Here is an 18,888-nt window from a genome sequence, read left to right as displayed (position 1 = left end):
ATCACCCCCCGGCGCTGAGTACGACCTCATCCTCGGTAAAATGCTCGCCGCGCCGAATCGCCAGAATGCTCTCGATCACCACGCCTGCGGCCAGCACCAGCAGGCCCGCCCCCACGACGAGCAGCAGCCATTGCTGACGCTGATAGAACGCCCCAAGTTTCTCGACCAATGCCAGCAAGGTACTGATCAGCATGAACACCGCGGGCAGTCCGGTGAACAGTGCGTTCCGCCGACGCTGGTACAGATAGACCGACGCAACCAGCAGCGCCAGTCCGGCCAGCAGTTGGTTGGTCGTTCCGAAGAGTTGCCACAGCACCAGCCCCGCCGCCTTGGTCCCGCCCGTTTCCGGGTCCGCCACGCGGTAAAAGGCAAAGAACCCGATCGCCACGCAGGCCAACGCCGTTGCCACGTAGCGATTCTGCATCACCCGAATCCGAAGCGCCGAGCCGATCTCGGAGATGTTGTAGCGCAGCAGTCGCGTGGCCGAGTCCAGCGTGGTCAGCGCGAATGAAACGACGACCACGGCAACAAACCCGGCCGCCAGTCCGCGATCCACCCCGAGCGTTTCGATGAATCGGCTGCACCCGCGAACGAACGCGCCGAGCTTGTTGGCCATGCCGCTCTCGATCGCTCCCCAGTCACGGTATGCCGCGGTCCACGCCGGCGCCGACTCAAACCCGGCCGTGCACGCCAGCACCGCCAACAGACCCAGGATCGACTCCCCCACCATCCCGCCGTAGGCGATAAAGCGCGCGTCCGACTCCCGATTGATCTGCTTGGACGTCGTCCCCGATGAGACGAGGGCGTGAAACCCGCTGGCCGCGCCGCAGGCGATGACAATGAAGACGAACGGATACATCGGCGGGGCGCCTTCGGGATGGGCGTTGATCGCCGGCGCCGCGAACTTCGGGCTCAGCAGGAAGAACCCCGCGTACGTCGCCAGAAGTCCCAGGTAGAGCAACAGCGAATTCAGGAAGTCCCGCGCCTGGAGCAGGCTCCACACCGGCAACACCGAGGCAACGAATCCATATGCCAGGAGAATCCACGTCCACGTCCCCTGCTTCGGCCAGAGTTTCGCATCGACGCCCATCGTGGGATACCGCGTCCCTACCCACACCGCGATCAGCATCAGCACGAACCCCACGGCTGTGACCGGCCCAAGCGGGAACTTGCGGATGTACAACAAGTGTCCCATCACCAGGGCCATCAGAATCAGCGCCGCCGAGGGCACCACGGCCGACGGGTACGACGTCTTCGCCGCCGCGAGATCATTGGGGTTGAAGTCCGGACCGGCCTGGAAGAACACCGCCAGAACGTAGACGAACACGCCCATCGCCAGGGCGATGCCGAAGAAGATCAGCGCCAGGAACAGCCCCTTCGCCCGATGCCCCACGATGCCCTCGGTGAGCTTGCCGATGGACACGCCCCGCGCCCGCATGGACAGCACCAGGGCACTCAGATCGTGCACGCACCCCACGAGGATCGAACCCAGCACCACCCAGAGCATGGCCGGCAGCCATCCCCAGATCACCGCCACCGCGGGTCCCAGCAGCGGCCCCAGCCCCGCGATCGACGCGTAATGGTGCCCGAACAGCACGAAGCGGTTCGTGGGCACGTAGTCCACGCCGTCGGTCATGGTGTGGGCCGGCGTGAGATTGGCGTTGTTCAGGCGGAATATCCGCTCGCCGAGGAACCGGGCGTACACCTGGTACCCCACGACGTACAACGCGAAACAACCCAGCGTCGCCAGCAGCGGTGTCATAGCGGGTCATTGCTCCGGATAGGCCGGCAGTTCTTCCGTCACAGCCACGATGCACACCCGGCCGATGCCTGGCAGGTCACCGGTCCTTTGCCTGTAGACAACATATTTCTCGTCGTCGGTCCATTGAAAGAAAACGACACCGAATTCCAATCCACCCATACCCAGCCGCTTGGCCGGGCCAAGCGCTGTGCCGTCGAGACGTGAGAATATCTGGTGGAAATGTTGACCGGAGGCTCGCGGATACAATCGGTCAACCGAGCCGTTCGTGGAGAGAACCGCCTCGGCGGCATCTGTCGGCGCTTGCGACGTTTTGAGCAATTTGCCTCCGGTCACGGGAACGAGGTTGCCATCGAAGAAGAGTTGCGTCCCATCCTGGGAGAAAGGCAAATTAGGGTACAGGCTCGTGCAGCATCCCGTCGCCGCCGGTTCGGCGTTGTCCCAGACCGCATCGTCAACGATCTCGGCCGTGCCAGTGGCGGGGTCAAAGCGATAAACGGCGAGATGAGGGATGAAGTCCTGCGTTCCGTCTATGCCATCTGTGATCGCTTGGTCGTGCTGCTGTGCCGTCAGCAACAACACGTCCCCAACCACGGACTCCTTGCGAACTGCGAACGCCGAAAGGACCACCTGCCATTCCGGCGTATCGAAGCAGGGCACGTCGCTCTCACCGCCCACGGAATCGAAATTGCATCCCGACCCGGCCAGCAGAATCACGACGCCCAGCAGCGCCCGCGCTTGCATCCTCGAAACTCTCTCACTATTGCCCATTGCCTACTGCCTATTGCCTCTCTTCTTCCCCTTCGTCGCTCCGCAGCTCCGTGGCTGCGTGGCTTCTTCCCGCCTCCAGCGTCCCATCCGCCTTCTCCTGGAGCTGCTGGATCTGCAACTCCGCGCGGGCGAGGATGTCCCGGCACTGGCGGATCAGGCCCATGCCCTCCTCGTAGCGGGCGATCGATTCCTCCAGCCCGATCTGCCCGTGCTCGATCTGTTCCGCGATGCCCTCCAGCGCCTTCAACGCCTCCTCGAAGCTCAGTTTCTTCTTGGCCATGTTATTCGAAGAGCTCCTTCTGCTGACGGTTGACCACCGTCGACTCAAACGTCCCCTCGCTCACTTCCGTCTCGACGCGGTCGCCGTCCTTCACCTGCCCGGCCGAGCGCACCACCGCCCGCCCGCGCTTGATCCGCGTGATCGAAAATCCCCGCGACAGCACACTGCGATGACTCAGCGCCGCCAGCAACTCGTCCTGTTTTTCCACCACTTCCCGCGCCATCGCAAGTCGATGCCGCACGCCCTCGCACAGTGCGGCCGACGCCGCCTCGAAGCGCTCCCGTGCCACGGCCAGCGCCCGCGCCGGCGAGCTCCGCTCCAGCCTTGCCGCCGCGACCGTTCCCCGCCGCTCCGCCCCGCGAATCCGCCGCATCATGCCTTCGCGCAGGCGATGCTCCCCGTCACGCAATCGCAGGGCACCGCGCATCAGGTAGCCGTGCGGCGTGATCTGCCGCACCAGCGAAACGAGCCCCTCGATTCGCCGCCGGAGCCGATGCACGCCGCGCTGCATCACGAACGTCAGCCGCTGCTCGATCTGTGCGAGGAATTGCTCGCGCCGCCGCACGTTGCCCAGCGGATCGCGAAAGCACGCCCGGCCGGTCACACCCGCCAACCGTGCCCGCCCCAGGGAGACCTTCCCTGAAACGCAACGGCGCATCCTCGCTTCCAGCGCCGCCAGATCGGCGAGCACGTCCGCGAGAACGGGAACAGCGATCTCCGCCGCGGCCGTCGGCGTCGCCGCGCGAACGTCGGCCACGAGGTCCGCAATGGTCACGTCCACCTCGTGCCCCACGGCGCTGATAATCGGGATCGTGCTCGCGAAAATCGCCCGCGCGACGATCTCCTCATTGAACGCCCACAAATCCTCCAGTGATCCGCCCCCCCGACCAACGATCATCACGTCGATCCCGCCCAGCCGCTCCGCCTCGCGATTCAACTTGCGGATCGCCGCCGCGATCTGCCCGGCCGCGCCTTCGCCTTGAACGCGAACCGGGAAAAGCAGCACGTTCACGCACGGATACCGCCGGGCGATGGTCCGCAGCATGTCCGCGACCGCCGCCCCCGTGGGACTTGTCACCAGGGCGATGCGCCGCGGATAGCGTGGCAAGGGTCGCTTGTGTTGCTCGTCGAACAGGCCTTCCTTGGAGAGCTTTTCGACAAGCTGGCGGAAAGCCAGTTCCAACGTCCCCACGCCGCGCGGCTCAAGCTTGCGCGCGTAGAGCTGGTATCGCCCCGCCTTTTGGAAGACTTCGACGCCGCCCGTGGCGATCACCTCCATGCCGTCGCGCGGTTCGAACTTCATCGACGCGGCACTGCTCCGCCACATCACGCAGGACAGCTCGCTCCACGGATCCTTGAGCGTGAAGTAAAGATGCCCGCTGCCATGCCGCTTGAAGTTGCTGATTTCCCCCACGATGTGCATCGTCGGCGGCAGGGCCTGTTCGATCGCCTGCCGGATCATGCCCGTAAGTTGCGTAACCGTTACGAGCGCCGGACCTTGGCCCGACGAGGCCCCGCCCTTGTCCGGCTGCGTGCTGCCTGCCTTGCGCCGCCGGGGCGATCTCCCCTCGCCGGGACCGGGCACGCGAAACGGATCGAAAGGCTCACGCTTGGCCATGGCGGCGAGCTTACTTCGTTCCGGCAAGCCGTGCCACGATCCCGGGGACTTCGGCCGGCGGGATGCATACCGTATATTCCGACGAGACGAAGTCCGGATCGCTACAATCCGAGAGCGCGCAAGCGGGGCCGGATCGTTATCACCGGCAAGACGCATGATCGAAAGCCGCATCGTCGCCGTAGACCACGTGCACCTCGAGGCTTCGCCCGAGGCTTGTGAGAATCTGCGCTGGTTCTACGGCGAGCTTGCAGGTCTGACAGACCTTCAGCCTGACGAGTGGCAAGGCGAACTCCTCCGCTTCAAGTCCGAGCGAATCGAGTTGCGCATCCGCCTCACCCCGGAACCCCGGCTGGAACAGATCGCCCACACGGCCACCATCCTGGTGGACTCCCTTGACCTGGCCTGCGAGCAGTTGCTCGAGCGCCGCATCGCCTTCGATCGCTTGTCCAACGTGGCCTTTACGGACCGTCGCATCAGCCTCCTCGACCCCGGCGGCAACCGAGTGGCCTTCAAACAGCGTTGGCCTTTTGGCATGATCTGACGCCCGCGTAAGCCCGCCGAATTCCGATCCCCCATTCCGGTGAAAGACGGAATTCGCCCCCCCTCTTGCCGCATGCACGCCGGCATGCGAGAATTTCCCGGCGGAGGGGATGACAGGCACGGGCACGTCGTGTATACTCTGGATGTGCACGTGGGGTTATCCCTGCACGACGTGCCCATCCGAATCTCTGGCTCCGGTCGTTTTCGCCGTCCCTTCCGGGTTTCACCAGCCTTAACGTTCGCTGGTTTACAGTCCCCGAAAAGTGGTTCGCGCGACCTGCCGGACGCGGCACAAATCCTGGCGCCCGCTGTGTTGGCGGGCAGGTTTCACTCCGGGTGAGTATTCGGTGAGCATGTCCGGTTCGGAGCATCCGCCGCGGCTTCGCAGCTCGCACCCCAAGCCGGTCATCGGTTTGACGGGAAGCATCGGATCGGGAAAATCCACCGTCGCCGACATCCTCCGCGATCTCGGCGCCGCCGTGATTGACTCGGATCGTCTGATTCACGACGAACTGCGCACCCGCGATGTGATTGCGACGCTCCACGACTGGTGGGGGCCGGACGTGGTCCTTGCGGACGGCGGCATCGACCGCAAGGCCGTCGCGGAAATCGTCTTTCACGACGACCAGGAGCTGGACCGACTCCAGGACCTGCTTTACCCCCGGATCGAGCGGCGCCGCAGCGAAATGATGCCCGGGCTGTTTGCCGACGCGTCCCTTCGCGCCGTGGTCCTCGAAGTGCCCAAGCTCTTCGAGATTGGCCTGGATCGCGAGTGCGACGCGGTGGTCCTGGTTGATGCCGATCGGGACGTACGGATCAGGCGGCTGGCGCAATCCCGCGGCTGGTCCGAGGACGAGTTGTCGCGCCGGGAAAACCGGCTGATTCCACTGGACAGGAAGCGATCGCTTGCCGATTATATTGTGGAGAACCATTCCACGCTGGACGCACTGCGTCGCAAGGTCGAGAGCGTTTTTTCTTCGATCCTGACCGAATTCACTACTACGCAATGATGTATTCGCGGCGTCGGCGCACATCGGTTGTGTCGCGACAGACCGCATGACTTCAACACGCAATCCCGACCGGAAGGCTTCCGGTACAAGTCGCAATCAGGAGGAATGTTTCATGGCGAAAGCCACGCCCAGCAAAGTGCGGTCGCCCCGCAGAAGGCCGGAGAACACACCCAACAGTGACGAGGCGCCGCGCGGCAACAGTGCCATGTCGGAACCCGAAACCTTCCCGCCCAGGGAAGCCGACACGCCCCCCATCGACCCTGAAACCCACGCCAAGTACGAGGAAATCAAGCGCGGCGAGACCCACCTCACCGAGCTCCAGCGCATGAGCGTCGCCGAGCTCCACGAGGTGGCCAAGGCCGAGGGCATGGAGGATTACACCGGCCTCAAGAAGCAGGACATCATCTTCCAGATCCTCAAGAACCGCATCAGCCGCAACGGCATGATGTACGGCGAGGGCGTTCTGGAGATTCTCCCCGACGGCTTCGGCTTCCTCCGCAGCCCGGAATACAACTACCTGCCTTCGCCGGATGACATCTACGTCAGCCCCTCGCAGATTCGCCGCTTCGGCCTGCGCAACGGGCACGTCGTCGCCGGGCAGATCCGGCCGCCCAAGGAGTCCGAGCGCTACTTCGCGCTCCTCCGCGTCGAGGCCATCAACTACGAAGACCCCAACGTGGTCACCGAGAAGACCAACTTCGAGGACCTCACCGTCCTCCACCCCGACAAGCGTCTTCTCCTCGAGACCGGCCACGACGAAATCAACATGCGCATCGTCGATCTCGTCACGCCCATCGGCAAGGGACAGCGCATGCTCATCGTCGCGCCCCCGCGAACGGGTAAGACCGTCCTCATTCAGAAGATGGCCAACGCCATCGCCAAGAATCAACCGGAGTGCTTCATCATCATCCTGCTGATCGACGAGCGCCCCGAGGAAGTCACCGAAATGCAGCGGCACACCACGGCCGAGGTCGTCAGCTCAACCTTCGACGAGCCCGCCTCGCGCCACGTGCAAGTCGCCGAAATGGTCATCGAGAAGGCCAAGCGTCTCGTCGAGTACGGACGCGACGTGGTCATCCTGCTCGACTCCATCACCCGACTCGCCCGGGCCTACAACACCGAGATCCCCCACTCCGGCAAGATCCTTTCCGGTGGTATCGACGCCAACGCCCTCCAGAAGCCCAAGCGCTTCTTCGGCGCCGCTCGAAACATGGAGGAAGGCGGTTCGCTCACCATCATCGGCACCGCCCTCGTCGACACCGGTTCCAAGATGGACGAGGTCATCTTCGAGGAATTCAAGGGCACCGGTAACGCCGAGCTCCACCTCGACCGCCGTTTGGTCGAGCGCCGCGTCTGGCCGGCCATTGCCGTCTCCGCCTCCGGAACGCGCAAGGAAGAACTCCTCCTCGACCCCAAGGAGCTCGAGCTTGTCTACAAGCTCCGCCGGGTTCTTTCGGACATGAACGTGGTCGAGGCCATCGAGATGCTCCGCGTCCAGCTCAACAAGTCGCGGACCAACGCCGAGTTCCTCATGACCATGAACATCAACTGACGGAACGCGCCGCGAAAGGGCGCGGGCGGAATCGCTCGCGCTCGCCCGCGGAACTCGAAAGCAGACTCACGATCAACGGGACACTCGCAGGAATTCGCATACAATTCCTGCGAGTGATTCCTTTACAGGAAGGAGCAACCTGCCATGGACGTAACCATCAAGTACTGCGTACAGTGAAGCTACCTGCCCAGAGCCGCCGGTCTGGCGGATGAAATCAAGAAGAAATACGGCGCCCAGCCCAAGCTTATCGAGGGCGCAGGCGGCGTCTTCGACGTGCACGTCAACGGCACGCAGGTCTGGAGCAAACACGATATCGGCCGGTTCCCCGAGAACCACGAAGTGCTCGAGCGTATTGACAAGCTCGCCGGCAAGCAGTAACCGTCGCGCAGCGAGTCGGCCGCGCGCCCCATCGTCCGACAGCGGCCGTCTCAACCCTGTCCGGAAAGGAGCGGTGCGCCATGAGCGCCACGATTACCTGGCAAGGCCACGCGTCATTTCGGCTTACGCTGCCGGACGGCCGCGTAATCCTCATCGACCCATGGCTCACGGAAAATCCCGCCTGTCCCGCCGCGGAACGCAAGATCGCCCGCTGCGACATGATCGTTCTGACCCACGGCCACGCCGACCACGTCGGTGACGTCGCCCGGCTGATCAAGGGGTTCAACCCGCCGGTCGTCGGCAACTACGATCTGTGCGCCGCTCTCCAGCACACGATCGGCCAGGCCAAGTACAGCGGCATGAACACCGGCGGCACGCAGGATGTCGCCGGCGTTCGCGTCAGCCTTACCCAGGCGTTCCATAGCTCGGCGCTCGGAACCCCCGACGGACCGGTCTACGCCGGCATGCCCAACGGCGTCGTCGTTGAAGTGCCCGGCCTCGCCCGGCTCTACCACGCCGGCGATACCGACGTCTTCTCCGACATGAAGCTTATCGCCCGGCTCTTCAGCCCGCAGATTGCCATTCTGCCCATCGGCGATTTCTTCACCATGGGCGCCGCAGGGGCGGCGATCGCGGCCGATCTCCTCCAGCCGCGCGCCATCATCCCCTGCCACTACAAGACGTTTCCGATCCTGGCGCAATCGGCGGACAAGTTCCGCGAAGCACTCCCCGATGCGCTTCGCAGTCGCGTGCACGCCATCAACGCGGGCCAGTCGCTCTCGTGGACGGCCGACGGCGTGGCTGCGGCGAGTTGATCTCGCGCCTGCTTTTCCATCGACGATCCGCCAACAGTCCCGCAAGGCATACGGTTTGCGTGTCGACAAACACGCATTTTGCATGCCTTTACTATCCCGGTGAACGCGGTCCCTTCCGCATTCCCCATTCCGCCTTCTCTACTTGCACTCTCCGCCCATCTGGGCCATCCATTCCTGCCCGGCCTTGGTGCACTCTTCCGGCGTCATGTCCTTGATGTGCGTCGCCACGCCCCACTCGTGCCCGAACGGATCGCGCAAGCCGCCGTAGCGGTCGCCCCAGAAGGCGTCCATCGCCGGCATTGTGACGGTCGCCCCGGCCTTCTCCGCCCGCTGCATGAACGCGTCCGTGTCCTCTACGTACAGGTGCAGCTTCACCGCCGTGCCCTTGAGCTTTGCGGGCGAGACGCAGTGATCCGACCCCGGCCACTCGTCGCAGACCATCAAATGCGAATCGCCGATCTTCAGTTCCGCGTGCATGACCGACTGCCCGTCCGGACCCGGCATGCGCATGATCTCCTCTGCCCCGAACGCCTTCTTGTAGAAGTCGATCGCTTGCCCTGCACCTCGAACGATGATGTGCGGCGTCAACGTGTGAAACCCCTGCGGTACCGGATTGACCTTCTGCGCCATGATTCCTCTCTCCGTTTCTTGACCCGAAAAGACCCACGACCGGCCGGACCGCCCGACCGTCGATACAGATCCTAACGAAACCCAAACACGCCGTCAACCCCTTTTTCGGACCCGTTTCGCGGGATTCTTCCTGAATCCTGCCCCAATCTCGCCGCCAAAGCAGCGCCCCTTCCCCCGACCCGACCGGGCCACTTCTTCCTGTTGCCTGTTGCCTATTGCCCAATTCCCATTGCCCATTGCCCATTGCCTATTGCCTACTGCCTCTCTCCTTCCCCTCCGTGGCTTCGTGGCTCCGTCGCTTCGTGGCTTCTTCTTCCATCCTTCTCATGTAGTCCCGCAGCGCCGATACGCCCGCATCAAACGGCTCGATCCGCCGCTCGCTCCGGCTCTGCATGATTCCCCCCTCCATCACCGTGAGGATGAACATGGCCGTCTGCTCGCGATCCAGGTCCGCGGGAAGCCGATCGCCGGCGTCCTCCAGGCATTTCTGCACCACCTTCCGCCAGCTGGCGAAGTTCTCCGCAATGAGCTTGCGGGCCTGATCACTCTTTTCGCCGATCTCCAGCGCCAGATTCCCGATCGGACACCCGCTGCGAAACGCACTACCCGTCAGCATCCGCCGATACCCTTGCATGATGCCGAAGATCCGCTCGATGGGATCGGCCGTGTGATCGAAGACCGGCTTCATCACCACCGGCCAGAGCAGATCGCGATACGCCTCCAGCACCGCGACGAGCAGATCCTCCTTGCTCTTGAAGTAGTAGTAGTGACTCCCTACGGCAGCCCCGGCCTTGTGCGTCACGTCCTTCAGCGACGTCACCTCGTAGCCCCGCGCGTAAAAAAGCTGCATCGCCGCGGAGACCAGCTTCTCCCGCGTGGTCGGCGGCATCGGCGGAACCTCGACCCGAACTTGTCCCCGGCCTCGTGCCGATTTCACTTTCGTCCCCGTAGCATGGTCCATTGTGACGGCTGTCTGTTCTCATCTCGTAAGGCATGCGGTTCGCGTGTCGCCCGACACGCGGTTCGCATGCCTTCATACTTGGACCGCCGACGCAGACTACCCGACGAATCCGCAAGCTCTTCGAGCAAGAACATCTGCTCGACAATCGCCGCTAAATAGTTACGGCATGCGAACCGCATGCCCTACCGGCCTACTCCGGCAACTCCTCGGTCACTGGCACGATGCAGACTCGGCCAATCCCAAGCAGATCGTCTAGCGACTGCTCGTAAACAACATACCGTTCGTCATTCATCCACTGAAAGAAAATAACGCCGTTCTCGAGTCCGCCCATTCCCAATTTGCGGGCCGGGCCCAACGGTCTTCCGTCAATGCGCGAGAAGACCTGGTGATAATGCTGTCCTGATCCCAATGGATAAAACCTGCTAATCCGCCCGTTGGTCGACAGCACCGCCAGTGCCTCGCTCTGTGGGGCGTCCGATGTCTTGAGCGCCTTGCCACCCGCAACGCCCACGAGCAGCCCCTCGAAAAGCAACTGCGTTCCGAACAACTCAAAGGGCTCCCGAGGCAGGACCGACGTGCAACACTCCTGTGTCGGTCCGGTGGCGTCGTCCCAAGCGGAGTCGTCAACCCGGCGGCCCGTGCCCTCGGCCGGGTCAAAGCGATAGGCAGCCAAGTGCGGCGAATAGTCGCGGGAACCATCGGAAGAGTCCAAATCGGCTTGCTCGCGGCTTTGCGCAGTGAGCAGAAGGACATCCGAGTCCTCCGATGCATACCGCAATACGAATCTACCGAAAGTCACGCGCCATTCCGGTGTCTCAAAGCAGGGCACGTCGCTCTCCCCGCCGGCGGGATTCAAGTTGCATCCCATGACCCACAAGAGAACGACACTCATCACCAACGATCGCACCCGGATGCCCCTTTTCTATTCCGGCAACTCCTCCGTCACCGGCACGATGCAGACCCGGCCAATGCCCACAATGTCTTCGAGGGCCTGACTGTAGACGACGTACCGTTCGTCGTTCATCCACTCAAAATTAACCACATCGTTTTCCAGCCCGCCCACCGCGAGCCGGCGCGCCGGGCCCAACGGTCTACCGTCCAGACGCGAGAAGATCTGGTGATAATGCTGCCCTGATCCCAATGGATAAAACCTGCTGATCCGGCCGTTGGTCGACAGCACCGCCAGTGCCTCATTGCTCGGGGCATCCGATGTTTTGAGCGCCTTGCCACCCGCTACGCTCACGAGCAGGCCTTCGAAGAACAACTGCGTCCCCAGCAACTCGAAGGGCTCCCGAGGCAGGACAGACGTGCAGCAAGTCTGAATCGGCCCGGTGGCGTCGTCCCAAGCGGATTCGTCAACCCGGCGGCCCGTGCCCTCGGCCGGGTCAAAGCGATAGACGGCCAAACGAGGCTGATAATCCTGCGATCCGTCCCTCACGTCTTCTAGCGCTTGGGCGCCGGTCTGCGCCGTCAAAAGAAGGATGTCGCTCCCTTCCGCCTCATAGCGCAGAACAAAATACGCCAACTCCTGCACGCGCCATTCCGGCGTATCGAAGCAGGGCACGTCGCTTTCCCCGCCGACGGGATTCAAGCTGCAGCCCGTGACGGCCAGGAGAACGACACTCATCGCCAACGATCGCACCCGGATGCCCCTTTTCTATTTCGGCAACTCCTCCGTCACCGGCACGATGCAGACCCGGCCAATCCCAAGCAGATCGTCTAGCGCCTGCTCGTAAACGACGTACCGTTCGTCGTTCATCCAATTAAAAAAAACAACGTTATTTTCCAGCCCGCCTACCGCAAGCCTGCGCGCCGGGCCCAGCGGTCTTCCGTCAAGACGCGAGAAGATCTGGTGATAATGCTGCCCTGATCCCAATGGATAAAATCTGCTAATCCGCCCGTTGGTCGACAGCACCGCCAGTGCATCACTGCTCGGGGCATCTGAGGTCTTGATCGCCTTGCCTCCCGCGACGGCCACGAGCCTGCCCTCGAAAAACAACTGCGTCCCCAACAACTCGAAGGGCTCCATCGGAAGAACCGAACCGCAGCATTCCTGCGTCGATCCGGTGGCGTCGTCCCAAGCGGAATCGTCAATCCGGCGGCCCGTGCCCTCGGCCGGGTCAAAGCGGTACACGGCCAGATTCGGGCTGTAGTCAACCTGGTCGTCCTGGAAGTCGTCGTGGCGATTGTCAAATGTCTGGGCTGTGAGAAGCAGTACGTCACTTCCTTCAGATTCGTAGCGCAACGCAAAATAAGCGAGTTCCCTCTCCCGCCATTCCGGTGTCTCAAAGCAGGGTACGTCGCTCTCCCCGCCGGCGGGATTCAAGCTACATCCCGACGTGACCAGCAGAGCCACAACAGCCAACAGCGGCAGCGACTGCGGCACCGGATCTTTCTTCCTATTGCCCATTGCCTGTTGCCTATTGCCTCTCTTCCGCCCCTTCCCATTGCCCATTGCCTGTTGCTATTGCCTATTGCCTAATGCCTATTGCCTAATGCCTCTCTCCTTCCCCTCCGTGGCTTCGTGGCTTCGTGCCTTCGTGGCTTCTTCACTTATCGAATGCCAGCCCGAACGAGAACGCCTTCCCCTTGAACACCCCGGCCTTGACCGCCGGATCGTTCTCCATGATGCCCCGCGCCGCTTCCAGGCTATCCGCCTCGAAGACGATGATCCCGCACGCGGGCACTTCGAAAATCACGCCGTGCTCCACGCCCGTGGGCAGCACGGCCGGGTCCATCGCCCTGCCCGCGAATTGAACCACGCCCTCCTCGAACAAGTTCTTCAGATACTGGTAGTGCTCCCCGACAAGCCGCTGTTCCTCCTTGGTTGGCTGCTGCATGAAGCCCGGCCGGGACGGGCTGATGAAGTAGATGTACTTGCTCTTGCCGGCCGAGTCGCCGTCTTTCTGGAAGTGCTTCTCCATATTGCCCAGAACGTGTCCCCAGGCCCTGTCGAAGTAAGCGTAGTACGCATCCCAGTCGGCCCCGGTTCCGAAGCCCAGTTGCGTGAGCCGGACCAGCGTGCGGCCGGCCTCGATCGGCTCGAACTCGACGATGACCTGCGTCCGGGCCTGCGCGTCGCGCAGGGCCTTGATCGAAGGCGGCGCGTTCCAGGTAAAGGCGATCATCTTCTCGGGAATGTAGCTCAGGATCGTGCAGCCTTCCGAGCCGCGCTGCCCTTCCGGCGCGTCCGGGACGAAGTACCATTCGTACATTCCGCCGACGCGCAGATCGATCTTCGCCTTCGGGGGCGAAAGTGCCATGACGCCGTCACTCGTGCTCCACATCCACCAGGCCTTGGCGGGGGTCGCGTTGACCACGATTTCCTTCCGGATCATCCGCTCACCCTCGCCGCCCATCGCCGCTCCTCCCATCCATCCCGATACCAGCGCCGCCGCCAGCGCCGCGGTCGCCACGCGCCTCCCGAACCCGAGTTTCGCCACGTTGAACTCCTTCGAATACACCCTGTTTTCGGCCCGATAAACCCGATCCACTGGACACCTCCGATTTCACTGATTACACAATTATTCGTTTTTCGCTTACTTTTTCAATCGAACGCTCAACTAATATCCAATACGGACAAATAAGTCAAGTCACAAGACAACGACTTTATTCCAAGAAATTTCAGCCTGAAATCGAGATCTCTTTTGGGGCGCCCTTCTAACTCGGTTTCCCGGCAACTCGTCGCGGCGATATGCTGCGGGTATGTCTTACGAACAGAGCGCGAAAATCATGGACGGGCGGAAGCTGGCCCGGCGGGTGCTCGAAGAGGTTAAGGCCAAGGTCGAGCGGATCCAGGCTGCCTCGGGCGCGGTGCCGTGTCTGGCGACGGTGCTGGTGGGAAACGACCCGGCGTCGGTCATGTACACGCGGATGAAGCGGAAGCGCTGCCTGGACGTGGGGATGACGCCGCGGCGGCTGGAATTCGAGCCGAGCATCGGGACGGCCGCGCTGGTGGCGGAGGTGGAGAAGCTGGGGGCGGACCCGGCCGTGCACGGCATTCTCGTGCAGCACCCGGTGCCGGCGCCGCTCGATCGGCGGGCGGTGTTCGAGGCGATCGCGCCCGCGAAGGACGTGGATGGTGTCACGTCGGCGACACTGGGGCGGGTGATCCTGGGAATGCCGGCGTTCGTTCCGTGCACGCCGGCGGGGATCATGCGGCTGCTGCGGGCGTACAACGTGCCGCTGGACGGGGCGCAGGCGGTTGTGTTGGGGCGAAGTCCGATCCTGGGCCGGCCGATGGCGTCGATGCTGGTCAACGCCCACGCGACGGTGACGCTCTGCCACTCGAGAACGCGGAACCTGCCGGGCATCGTTCGCGGCGCGGACGTGGTGATCGCGGCGGTGGGACATCCGCGGTTCGTCCAGGGCGACTGGCTGCGGCCGGGCGCGGTGGTGGTCGACGCGGGCTACAACGAAGGCAACGTGGGCGACGTCGATTTCGAAGCGGCGCTGGAGCGGGTGTCGTTGATCACGCCGGTTCCGGGCGGCGTCGGGCCGATGACGATTGCGGAGCTGATGGATCACACCGCAGACGCGGCGGCGGCGCAGTTGGGGCTGATACTCTAGTGCTCCGACGCAGCCTATTCTTGGGGTGGCATGGCCAAACGAAGCGCCGCCATGTGCCACGGAAGACATGCCGGCGCCCGGCTACGCCGGGCTTGAGCATGGCACCCAACCCGTCGGTTTGAGTGCGCCGTCGCACCAGGCCGGCCTATTTCGCACCAAACAACGCGGCAAGTTTCTCCTGCCGGTAGCGGAAGATTCTGCGGAGGTCGGGACCGACCATCGTGCGGTGAATGAGGGCGCCGCCGGGGACGTCGTAGCGGACGTGGTCGCGAACGGCGGTTCCGCCGTCCTTCTCGGCGAAGGTGTGCTCGTGGATCCAATACTTGTAGGGACCGCGGCGCTGCTCATCGATGAAGCGGTGCGGCGGGTCCCAGGCGGTAATCTCGCTCTGCCATCGAACCGGGATTTTGCGCAGACGGAGCCTGTAATCGATGAGAGCGCCGATTCGCATATCGACGGGCCGAGGTGTTAGGATGGAGAAGTCGAGCCAGTCTGGCGTGAGAATCTGGAGGTTGCCCGCGTCGGCGAAGAAATCGAACACCTCGCTCAGGGGGCGCGGTAGCCACTGCTCGGTACGCAATTCGTAGCCTCGGCCGCCCGGCGACCGGCCGTCGTGAAAAGACACTCGGTTTCCTTCCGTCGAAGTCAGGGTCGATTGCATCTGGCCGGAACTCCCTCCGATCGGACTTCGGGTCTACGACGAAATCGCCTTGCGGCGAGCGTTGTGGAGATGCTAGCGCCCGGCCGAACCACTCGCCATTCGGCGGACATACGTTCGATATCGGACACTCATTCCAATGGAAACCGCGTTTTTGGACCGGAAAACGGCGTCTTTCACGGAAGAAAGTTTTTCTCTAACCGAGACATTTAACGAATGTCAACTATTGCGACGTGCCGCATGATGCGGACGGATGTAAAGGAGAAAGCCATGAGGAACTGTACTTGCACTGGGATGACGGCGAAGGTTGCGGCGGGTTTGTTTGGCATGGTTGCGGCCGCGGGAATGACGGGAAACGCGAAGGCGAATGACTGGGCGGTTTCGATCGGCGGAGCGAATGGCCACTTCGCGGGGCGGGTGGTCGTCGGCGATGGCGCTGCGGCGTTGCCGAGGGTCGGAATCTCCAGCGGATGCGCGACGGTTCCCCACAGCGTATGGCGCGAGCCGGTGTACGAGTTGCGGGACGTCGTGGTGAATCTGCCCGCTGAAGTCGTTCGGGAGCGTGTGCCGGTGTACTCGCACCGCGGGCGGGTGATCGGATACGAGTGGCGAGAGCGGGTCATCCGGCCGGCACGGACTGAGATTCGCAGTGAGCGCGTGCTGGTTCGCGCGGGGTACTACGAGACGGTCTATGACACGGTGTGCAAGCCGGTGATCCACAAGCCGATCTACGGTCCGGTGATCACGCCGTACGGCGGTCGGGGTTGCGGAACCACGGTTGTGAGGACTGCTCCTGGTGTTCTGCGGGATCGGCACTATCGCGGAGACCTGCGGGTTGCCCGCCCGGGATTCGGGCTGAAGGTGGCGATCGATAAGGGCCGGTAGGCTGAACGAGCCGTAAGGGCTCGAAGTGAAAAAATCAGTTTCCTCCTGGGAGACCCCGGTGGCGCGAGGCGCGGCCGGGGTTTCTTATTGCGTTCGGGAAGATGGTCGGCGCGGTGGACCCTGAATTCCGGCTTTCGCCGGCAATGAAGAAGCAGCTACGAAGCGACGGAGCCACGAGCCACGAAGGAGAAGATCAGAAGTGGTGTGCCAGGGGACGTACCGCAGAGGATTAAATCGTCTCCGCAGTGCATTTTCAAGGACAGCGGCCGGAGTCTGGCAAGTAGCTTTCCGCGGTCCTGCACAACTCTGTCAGTTCCGACCAAGTATCAAACCAGAGCATATCATAATCGGCATTGAAAGTCAGGCGTTGAATCGCATGGCTGGCGTCAACAGGCGTCTCCACGTCGTACCACTTCATTTCTGAGAGCAAGCGCAGCCCCTCCTCAAAGTCTCGTTGCGCAGTCTCAGAAGACGAACCACCTTCTTCCTTATCTGCCATCGAAAGAAGAATCGATCTCGCAAAGTAGATTGAACAGTGCCTGTCCCCGAATTGAATTGTGCACTCTGCGGCGCGCAGCGCGTTTCCATAGAGCTGCGCTACCGTCCCTCGGCAAGTGTCGTTCCTCATGTAGCAGAATTGCTCAGGGTGTCTGGTCAAATTCGCTGGCTTCTCGTCCAACACCTGGCCCAAGAGGGCCAAGGCAATCACTCGCCATGGCCGAGGATCAGTCGAACCGCGTTGTGCGTATGCCCCGCGCCCCCATCCACAAGCCTGACGGTAGTTTCCCGTCAGGAGAAAAAACCGGGCTACAGTGAGTACCGTCCGCGAATCTTCGGGGATCGGCCAGTTCCCGATCCAGAATGCTGCAAGCGCACCAGGCGGGATTGCACCGTTCATAGAAAGTGCGGCTTCCATAGTGGCATACATACGACGGAGCTGCGCGAGCGACCGAGCATCGCGATTTTCGCCGGACCCAGCGCTGGCATACACCCGTGCCAAGGTCGATTTCAGTAATTCGTGGGCCGGCACGACATCTCCCTTGAGTGCCGAGACGGTCGCCGACGCCAGGATAATCTCAAGGTTTTCCGGGTTCGCCAGTCTTGCACGGTGACAATATTCTTCCGCCAGAGCAAGATCATTCTCTTTGTTGCGCAAGTAATGCGCCCTGCAAAGACAGTAATACCAATCAGCCTCGTGCCCAACGCCAAAGACCCTTTTTGCATCATCACAAACGGCGATGGCCTTATCCAGGACGAGCTTATAGTCACTTTGTGTCTCGGCCATACGGCTAGATTCGATGAAGGCTCTAGCCGCGAGCTTCGCCGAGTCGGCTCTTGCTTGTTCGGCTTCCGGTCCGCAGTTTGAGAGAAGGCCCAAAGCGCTCTCAAGTTGGCGCGCCTTGTCGCCCAATGCAGCGATTACGTCAAGACCGCGAGCCTTGTCGACCATCGGGACGATCTCATCATACGATGCCAGCAGTCGCTCTAGCTCCTTCTTGTCGCTTGGCGGGCATGGATCAGGGGTCAGGATGCGGCTTCGGAGATCGCTCTCCGGGGTTGGCGATTGCTTGGGAAGGAAGCAAACAAGGGTCAGAACGGTAGCGAGGCCGACAATACAAAGGAGAACCCAACCCGAAAATGTAATTCTCCGATGCCGCCAAGCGCGTTGACCTTTACCACTCAGCGTGGCTTCCGTCGCCGAGGGTACAGCGGAGAATCGCCTGGTCAGACTGTCGAGGCCACATTCAGGACAACGCGCTGTCGGAAGATGCGAAAGGAGGTACCCGCAAGAGATACATCGGCCGCGCAAGTATCGCGCTGCTCGTCTCATCGGCGAAATGGCAAGCAGACCGGCAATCGCAGCGATCAGCCCGGCGAGCGGAAGCAGGCGGACGGTAATCGAAGTTACACCCCAGGACGCGGCGGAAAGCCAGCGTACATCAGGGTACATCACAGTGTTCCAGGGAGGGCCAATCCCGATACTGGAACGTTGGATTTGCTTGCGCGGGCTCGCAATGAACTCGAATTCAAGAAGGGCAGGTATCCCCCAAGTGGAGATCTTGGCGGATTCCGACCATTTCTCAGGCCGAGACCAGAAGATATACACGATCGCTACGCCATTGAAGGCGACGAAATCAACGTCATGGCTCGACTCGCTTTCTTTCAGTTGAAGAGCCGGGCCCGGCTCGTTAAAAAACTGAAGAGGGTGGCTATTGCTAACGATGCCAGCGCCGGCCAACCCGCATGCGACCACCAAGAGGATAGCTAGAATCACCGCGCGCAGCGGAGGCAGGACGTATATTCGCTTCCTGTCGGACGGACCAGCTTTAGGGATACCGGGCTTGGCAGCGACATTCATAAGAACACGCCTGTCCTATTGGGCCGCGGACTCAATCGGTCGTGCCCGAGAACCGGAGAGCGTTGGTGCCCGGCGGAACGGATTTCTTCACCGTCGTGACCGT

The 18,888-nt window shown here is 62.3% G+C and carries 19 protein-coding genes; 7 read left to right on the top strand and 12 right to left on the bottom strand.

The window, feature by feature from the left end:
- Position 1 precedes the first annotated feature (1 nt).
- From J5J06_07920 to xseA, 4 genes are read right to left on the bottom strand one after another with little or no spacing between them, the layout of a single operon-like run.
- A complete protein-coding gene (locus J5J06_07920) occupies positions 2-1,762 on the bottom strand; it encodes a carbon starvation protein A (GenBank protein ID MCO6436999.1) in 1,761 nt (586 codons plus the stop codon).
- Between the two features lie 6 nt (positions 1,763-1,768).
- On the bottom strand, positions 1,769-2,503 hold the full coding sequence (locus J5J06_07915) for a hypothetical protein (protein ID MCO6436998.1): 735 nt from the start codon (positions 2,501-2,503) through the stop codon (positions 1,769-1,771).
- 37 nt (positions 2,504-2,540) lie between these two features.
- Complete coding sequence (gene xseB / locus J5J06_07910; GenBank protein MCO6436997.1) at positions 2,541-2,810, bottom strand: exodeoxyribonuclease VII small subunit; 270 nt, start codon at positions 2,808-2,810, stop codon at positions 2,541-2,543.
- Position 2,811: 1 nt separating this feature from the next.
- Entirely contained in the window at positions 2,812-4,455 is a 1,644-nt protein-coding gene (gene xseA / locus J5J06_07905) for an exodeoxyribonuclease VII large subunit (protein MCO6436996.1), read from the bottom strand.
- A 127-nt stretch (positions 4,456-4,582) separates the two neighbouring features.
- Here xseA and J5J06_07900 point away from each other — a divergent pair, with 127 nt between their 5' ends.
- The 5 genes from J5J06_07900 (at position 4,583) to J5J06_07880 (ending at position 8,723) form a co-directional block, all read left to right on the top strand.
- The gene (locus J5J06_07900) at positions 4,583-4,969 is read left to right on the top strand and encodes a hypothetical protein (GenBank protein ID MCO6436995.1); all 387 of its coding nucleotides are present in this window, start codon (positions 4,583-4,585) and stop codon (positions 4,967-4,969) included.
- A 346-nt stretch (positions 4,970-5,315) separates the two neighbouring features.
- A complete protein-coding gene (locus J5J06_07895; protein ID MCO6436994.1) occupies positions 5,316-5,978 on the top strand; it encodes a dephospho-CoA kinase in 663 nt (220 codons plus the stop codon).
- Between the two features lie 112 nt (positions 5,979-6,090).
- On the top strand, positions 6,091-7,530 hold the full coding sequence (rho, locus tag J5J06_07890; protein ID MCO6436993.1) for a transcription termination factor Rho: 1,440 nt from the start codon (positions 6,091-6,093) through the stop codon (positions 7,528-7,530).
- Positions 7,531-7,713: 183 nt separating this feature from the next.
- Positions 7,714-7,908, top strand: a complete 195-nt coding sequence (locus tag J5J06_07885; protein ID MCO6436992.1) for an Rdx family protein — start codon at positions 7,714-7,716, stop codon at positions 7,906-7,908.
- Between the two features lie 80 nt (positions 7,909-7,988).
- Entirely contained in the window at positions 7,989-8,723 is a 735-nt protein-coding gene (locus J5J06_07880; protein ID MCO6436991.1) for a metal-dependent hydrolase, read from the top strand.
- 138 nt (positions 8,724-8,861) lie between these two features.
- Here J5J06_07880 and J5J06_07875 read toward each other — a convergent pair whose 3' ends face one another.
- The 6 genes from J5J06_07875 to J5J06_07850 all read right to left on the bottom strand — a co-directional run bounded on the left by J5J06_07875 (position 8,862) and on the right by J5J06_07850 (position 13,757).
- Positions 8,862-9,353, bottom strand: a complete 492-nt coding sequence (locus tag J5J06_07875; protein ID MCO6436990.1) for a VOC family protein — start codon at positions 9,351-9,353, stop codon at positions 8,862-8,864.
- A 247-nt stretch (positions 9,354-9,600) separates the two neighbouring features.
- Positions 9,601-10,242, bottom strand: a complete 642-nt coding sequence (locus tag J5J06_07870; protein MCO6436989.1) for a TetR/AcrR family transcriptional regulator — start codon at positions 10,240-10,242, stop codon at positions 9,601-9,603.
- 262 nt (positions 10,243-10,504) lie between these two features.
- Positions 10,505-11,206: a hypothetical protein gene (locus J5J06_07865; protein ID MCO6436988.1), complete on the bottom strand. Its 702-nt coding sequence runs from the start codon at positions 11,204-11,206 to the stop codon at positions 10,505-10,507.
- Between the two features lie 30 nt (positions 11,207-11,236).
- Positions 11,237-11,941: a hypothetical protein gene (locus J5J06_07860; GenBank protein ID MCO6436987.1), complete on the bottom strand. Its 705-nt coding sequence runs from the start codon at positions 11,939-11,941 to the stop codon at positions 11,237-11,239.
- A 30-nt stretch (positions 11,942-11,971) separates the two neighbouring features.
- Entirely contained in the window at positions 11,972-12,700 is a 729-nt protein-coding gene (locus J5J06_07855; GenBank protein ID MCO6436986.1) for a hypothetical protein, read from the bottom strand.
- 163 nt (positions 12,701-12,863) lie between these two features.
- Entirely contained in the window at positions 12,864-13,757 is an 894-nt protein-coding gene (locus tag J5J06_07850) for an SRPBCC domain-containing protein (protein ID MCO6436985.1), read from the bottom strand.
- A gap of 262 nt (positions 13,758-14,019) precedes the next feature.
- Here J5J06_07850 and J5J06_07845 point away from each other — a divergent pair, with 262 nt between their 5' ends.
- Positions 14,020-14,883 carry a bifunctional 5,10-methylenetetrahydrofolate dehydrogenase/5,10-methenyltetrahydrofolate cyclohydrolase gene (locus J5J06_07845; protein MCO6436984.1) on the top strand — a complete coding sequence of 288 codons (864 nt, stop codon included), beginning with the start codon at positions 14,020-14,022 and terminating at the stop codon, positions 14,881-14,883.
- Positions 14,884-15,028: 145 nt separating this feature from the next.
- On the opposite strand, the gene J5J06_07840 is transcribed toward J5J06_07845, so the two are convergent.
- Entirely contained in the window at positions 15,029-15,544 is a 516-nt protein-coding gene (locus J5J06_07840; protein MCO6436983.1) for an SRPBCC family protein, read from the bottom strand.
- 267 nt (positions 15,545-15,811) lie between these two features.
- On the opposite strand from J5J06_07840, the gene J5J06_07835 reads away from it, so the two are divergent.
- Positions 15,812-16,426, top strand: coding sequence for a hypothetical protein (locus J5J06_07835; GenBank protein MCO6436982.1), 615 nt, complete (start codon positions 15,812-15,814; stop codon positions 16,424-16,426).
- Between the two features lie 253 nt (positions 16,427-16,679).
- Here the strand turns inward: J5J06_07835 and J5J06_07830 are convergent, their stop codons facing one another.
- Positions 16,680-18,785: a hypothetical protein gene (locus J5J06_07830; GenBank protein MCO6436981.1), complete on the bottom strand. Its 2,106-nt coding sequence runs from the start codon at positions 18,783-18,785 to the stop codon at positions 16,680-16,682.
- Between the last annotated feature and the right edge of the window lie 103 nt (positions 18,786-18,888).

It is taken from the genome of Phycisphaerae bacterium, from assembly GCA_024102815.1.
Classification (GTDB): Bacteria; Planctomycetota; Phycisphaerae; order UBA1845; family UBA1845; genus JAGFJJ01.
Note: the sequence above shows the minus strand (reverse complement) of the source record. Positions and strands in the feature narration are given on the sequence as shown.

Excerpts from the sequence above, each read along its gene's own strand:
- J5J06_07875 (MCO6436990.1), bottom strand. The coding sequence starts at position 9,353 with ATGGCGCAGAAGGTCAATCCGGTACCGCAGGGGTTTCACACGTTGACG.
- J5J06_07920 (MCO6436999.1), bottom strand. The coding sequence starts at position 1,762 with ATGACACCGCTGCTGGCGACGCTGGGTTGTTTCGCGTTGTACGTCGTG.
- J5J06_07880 (MCO6436991.1), top strand. The coding sequence starts at position 7,989 with ATGAGCGCCACGATTACCTGGCAAGGCCACGCGTCATTTCGGCTTACG.
- J5J06_07860 (MCO6436987.1), bottom strand. The coding sequence starts at position 11,941 with ATGAGTGTCGTTCTCCTGGCCGTCACGGGCTGCAGCTTGAATCCCGTC.
- rho (MCO6436993.1), top strand. The coding sequence starts at position 6,091 with ATGGCGAAAGCCACGCCCAGCAAAGTGCGGTCGCCCCGCAGAAGGCCG.
- J5J06_07865 (MCO6436988.1), bottom strand. The coding sequence starts at position 11,206 with ATGAGTGTCGTTCTCTTGTGGGTCATGGGATGCAACTTGAATCCCGCC.
- xseB (MCO6436997.1), bottom strand. The coding sequence starts at position 2,810 with ATGGCCAAGAAGAAACTGAGCTTCGAGGAGGCGTTGAAGGCGCTGGAG.
- J5J06_07845 (MCO6436984.1), top strand. The coding sequence starts at position 14,020 with ATGTCTTACGAACAGAGCGCGAAAATCATGGACGGGCGGAAGCTGGCC.
- J5J06_07830 (MCO6436981.1), bottom strand. The coding sequence starts at position 18,785 with ATGAATGTCGCTGCCAAGCCCGGTATCCCTAAAGCTGGTCCGTCCGAC.
- J5J06_07900 (MCO6436995.1), top strand. The coding sequence starts at position 4,583 with ATGATCGAAAGCCGCATCGTCGCCGTAGACCACGTGCACCTCGAGGCT.
- J5J06_07870 (MCO6436989.1), bottom strand. The coding sequence starts at position 10,242 with ATGCCGCCGACCACGCGGGAGAAGCTGGTCTCCGCGGCGATGCAGCTT.
- J5J06_07835 (MCO6436982.1), top strand. The coding sequence starts at position 15,812 with ATGAGGAACTGTACTTGCACTGGGATGACGGCGAAGGTTGCGGCGGGT.
- J5J06_07840 (MCO6436983.1), bottom strand. The coding sequence starts at position 15,544 with ATGCAATCGACCCTGACTTCGACGGAAGGAAACCGAGTGTCTTTTCAC.
- J5J06_07915 (MCO6436998.1), bottom strand. The coding sequence starts at position 2,503 with ATGCAAGCGCGGGCGCTGCTGGGCGTCGTGATTCTGCTGGCCGGGTCG.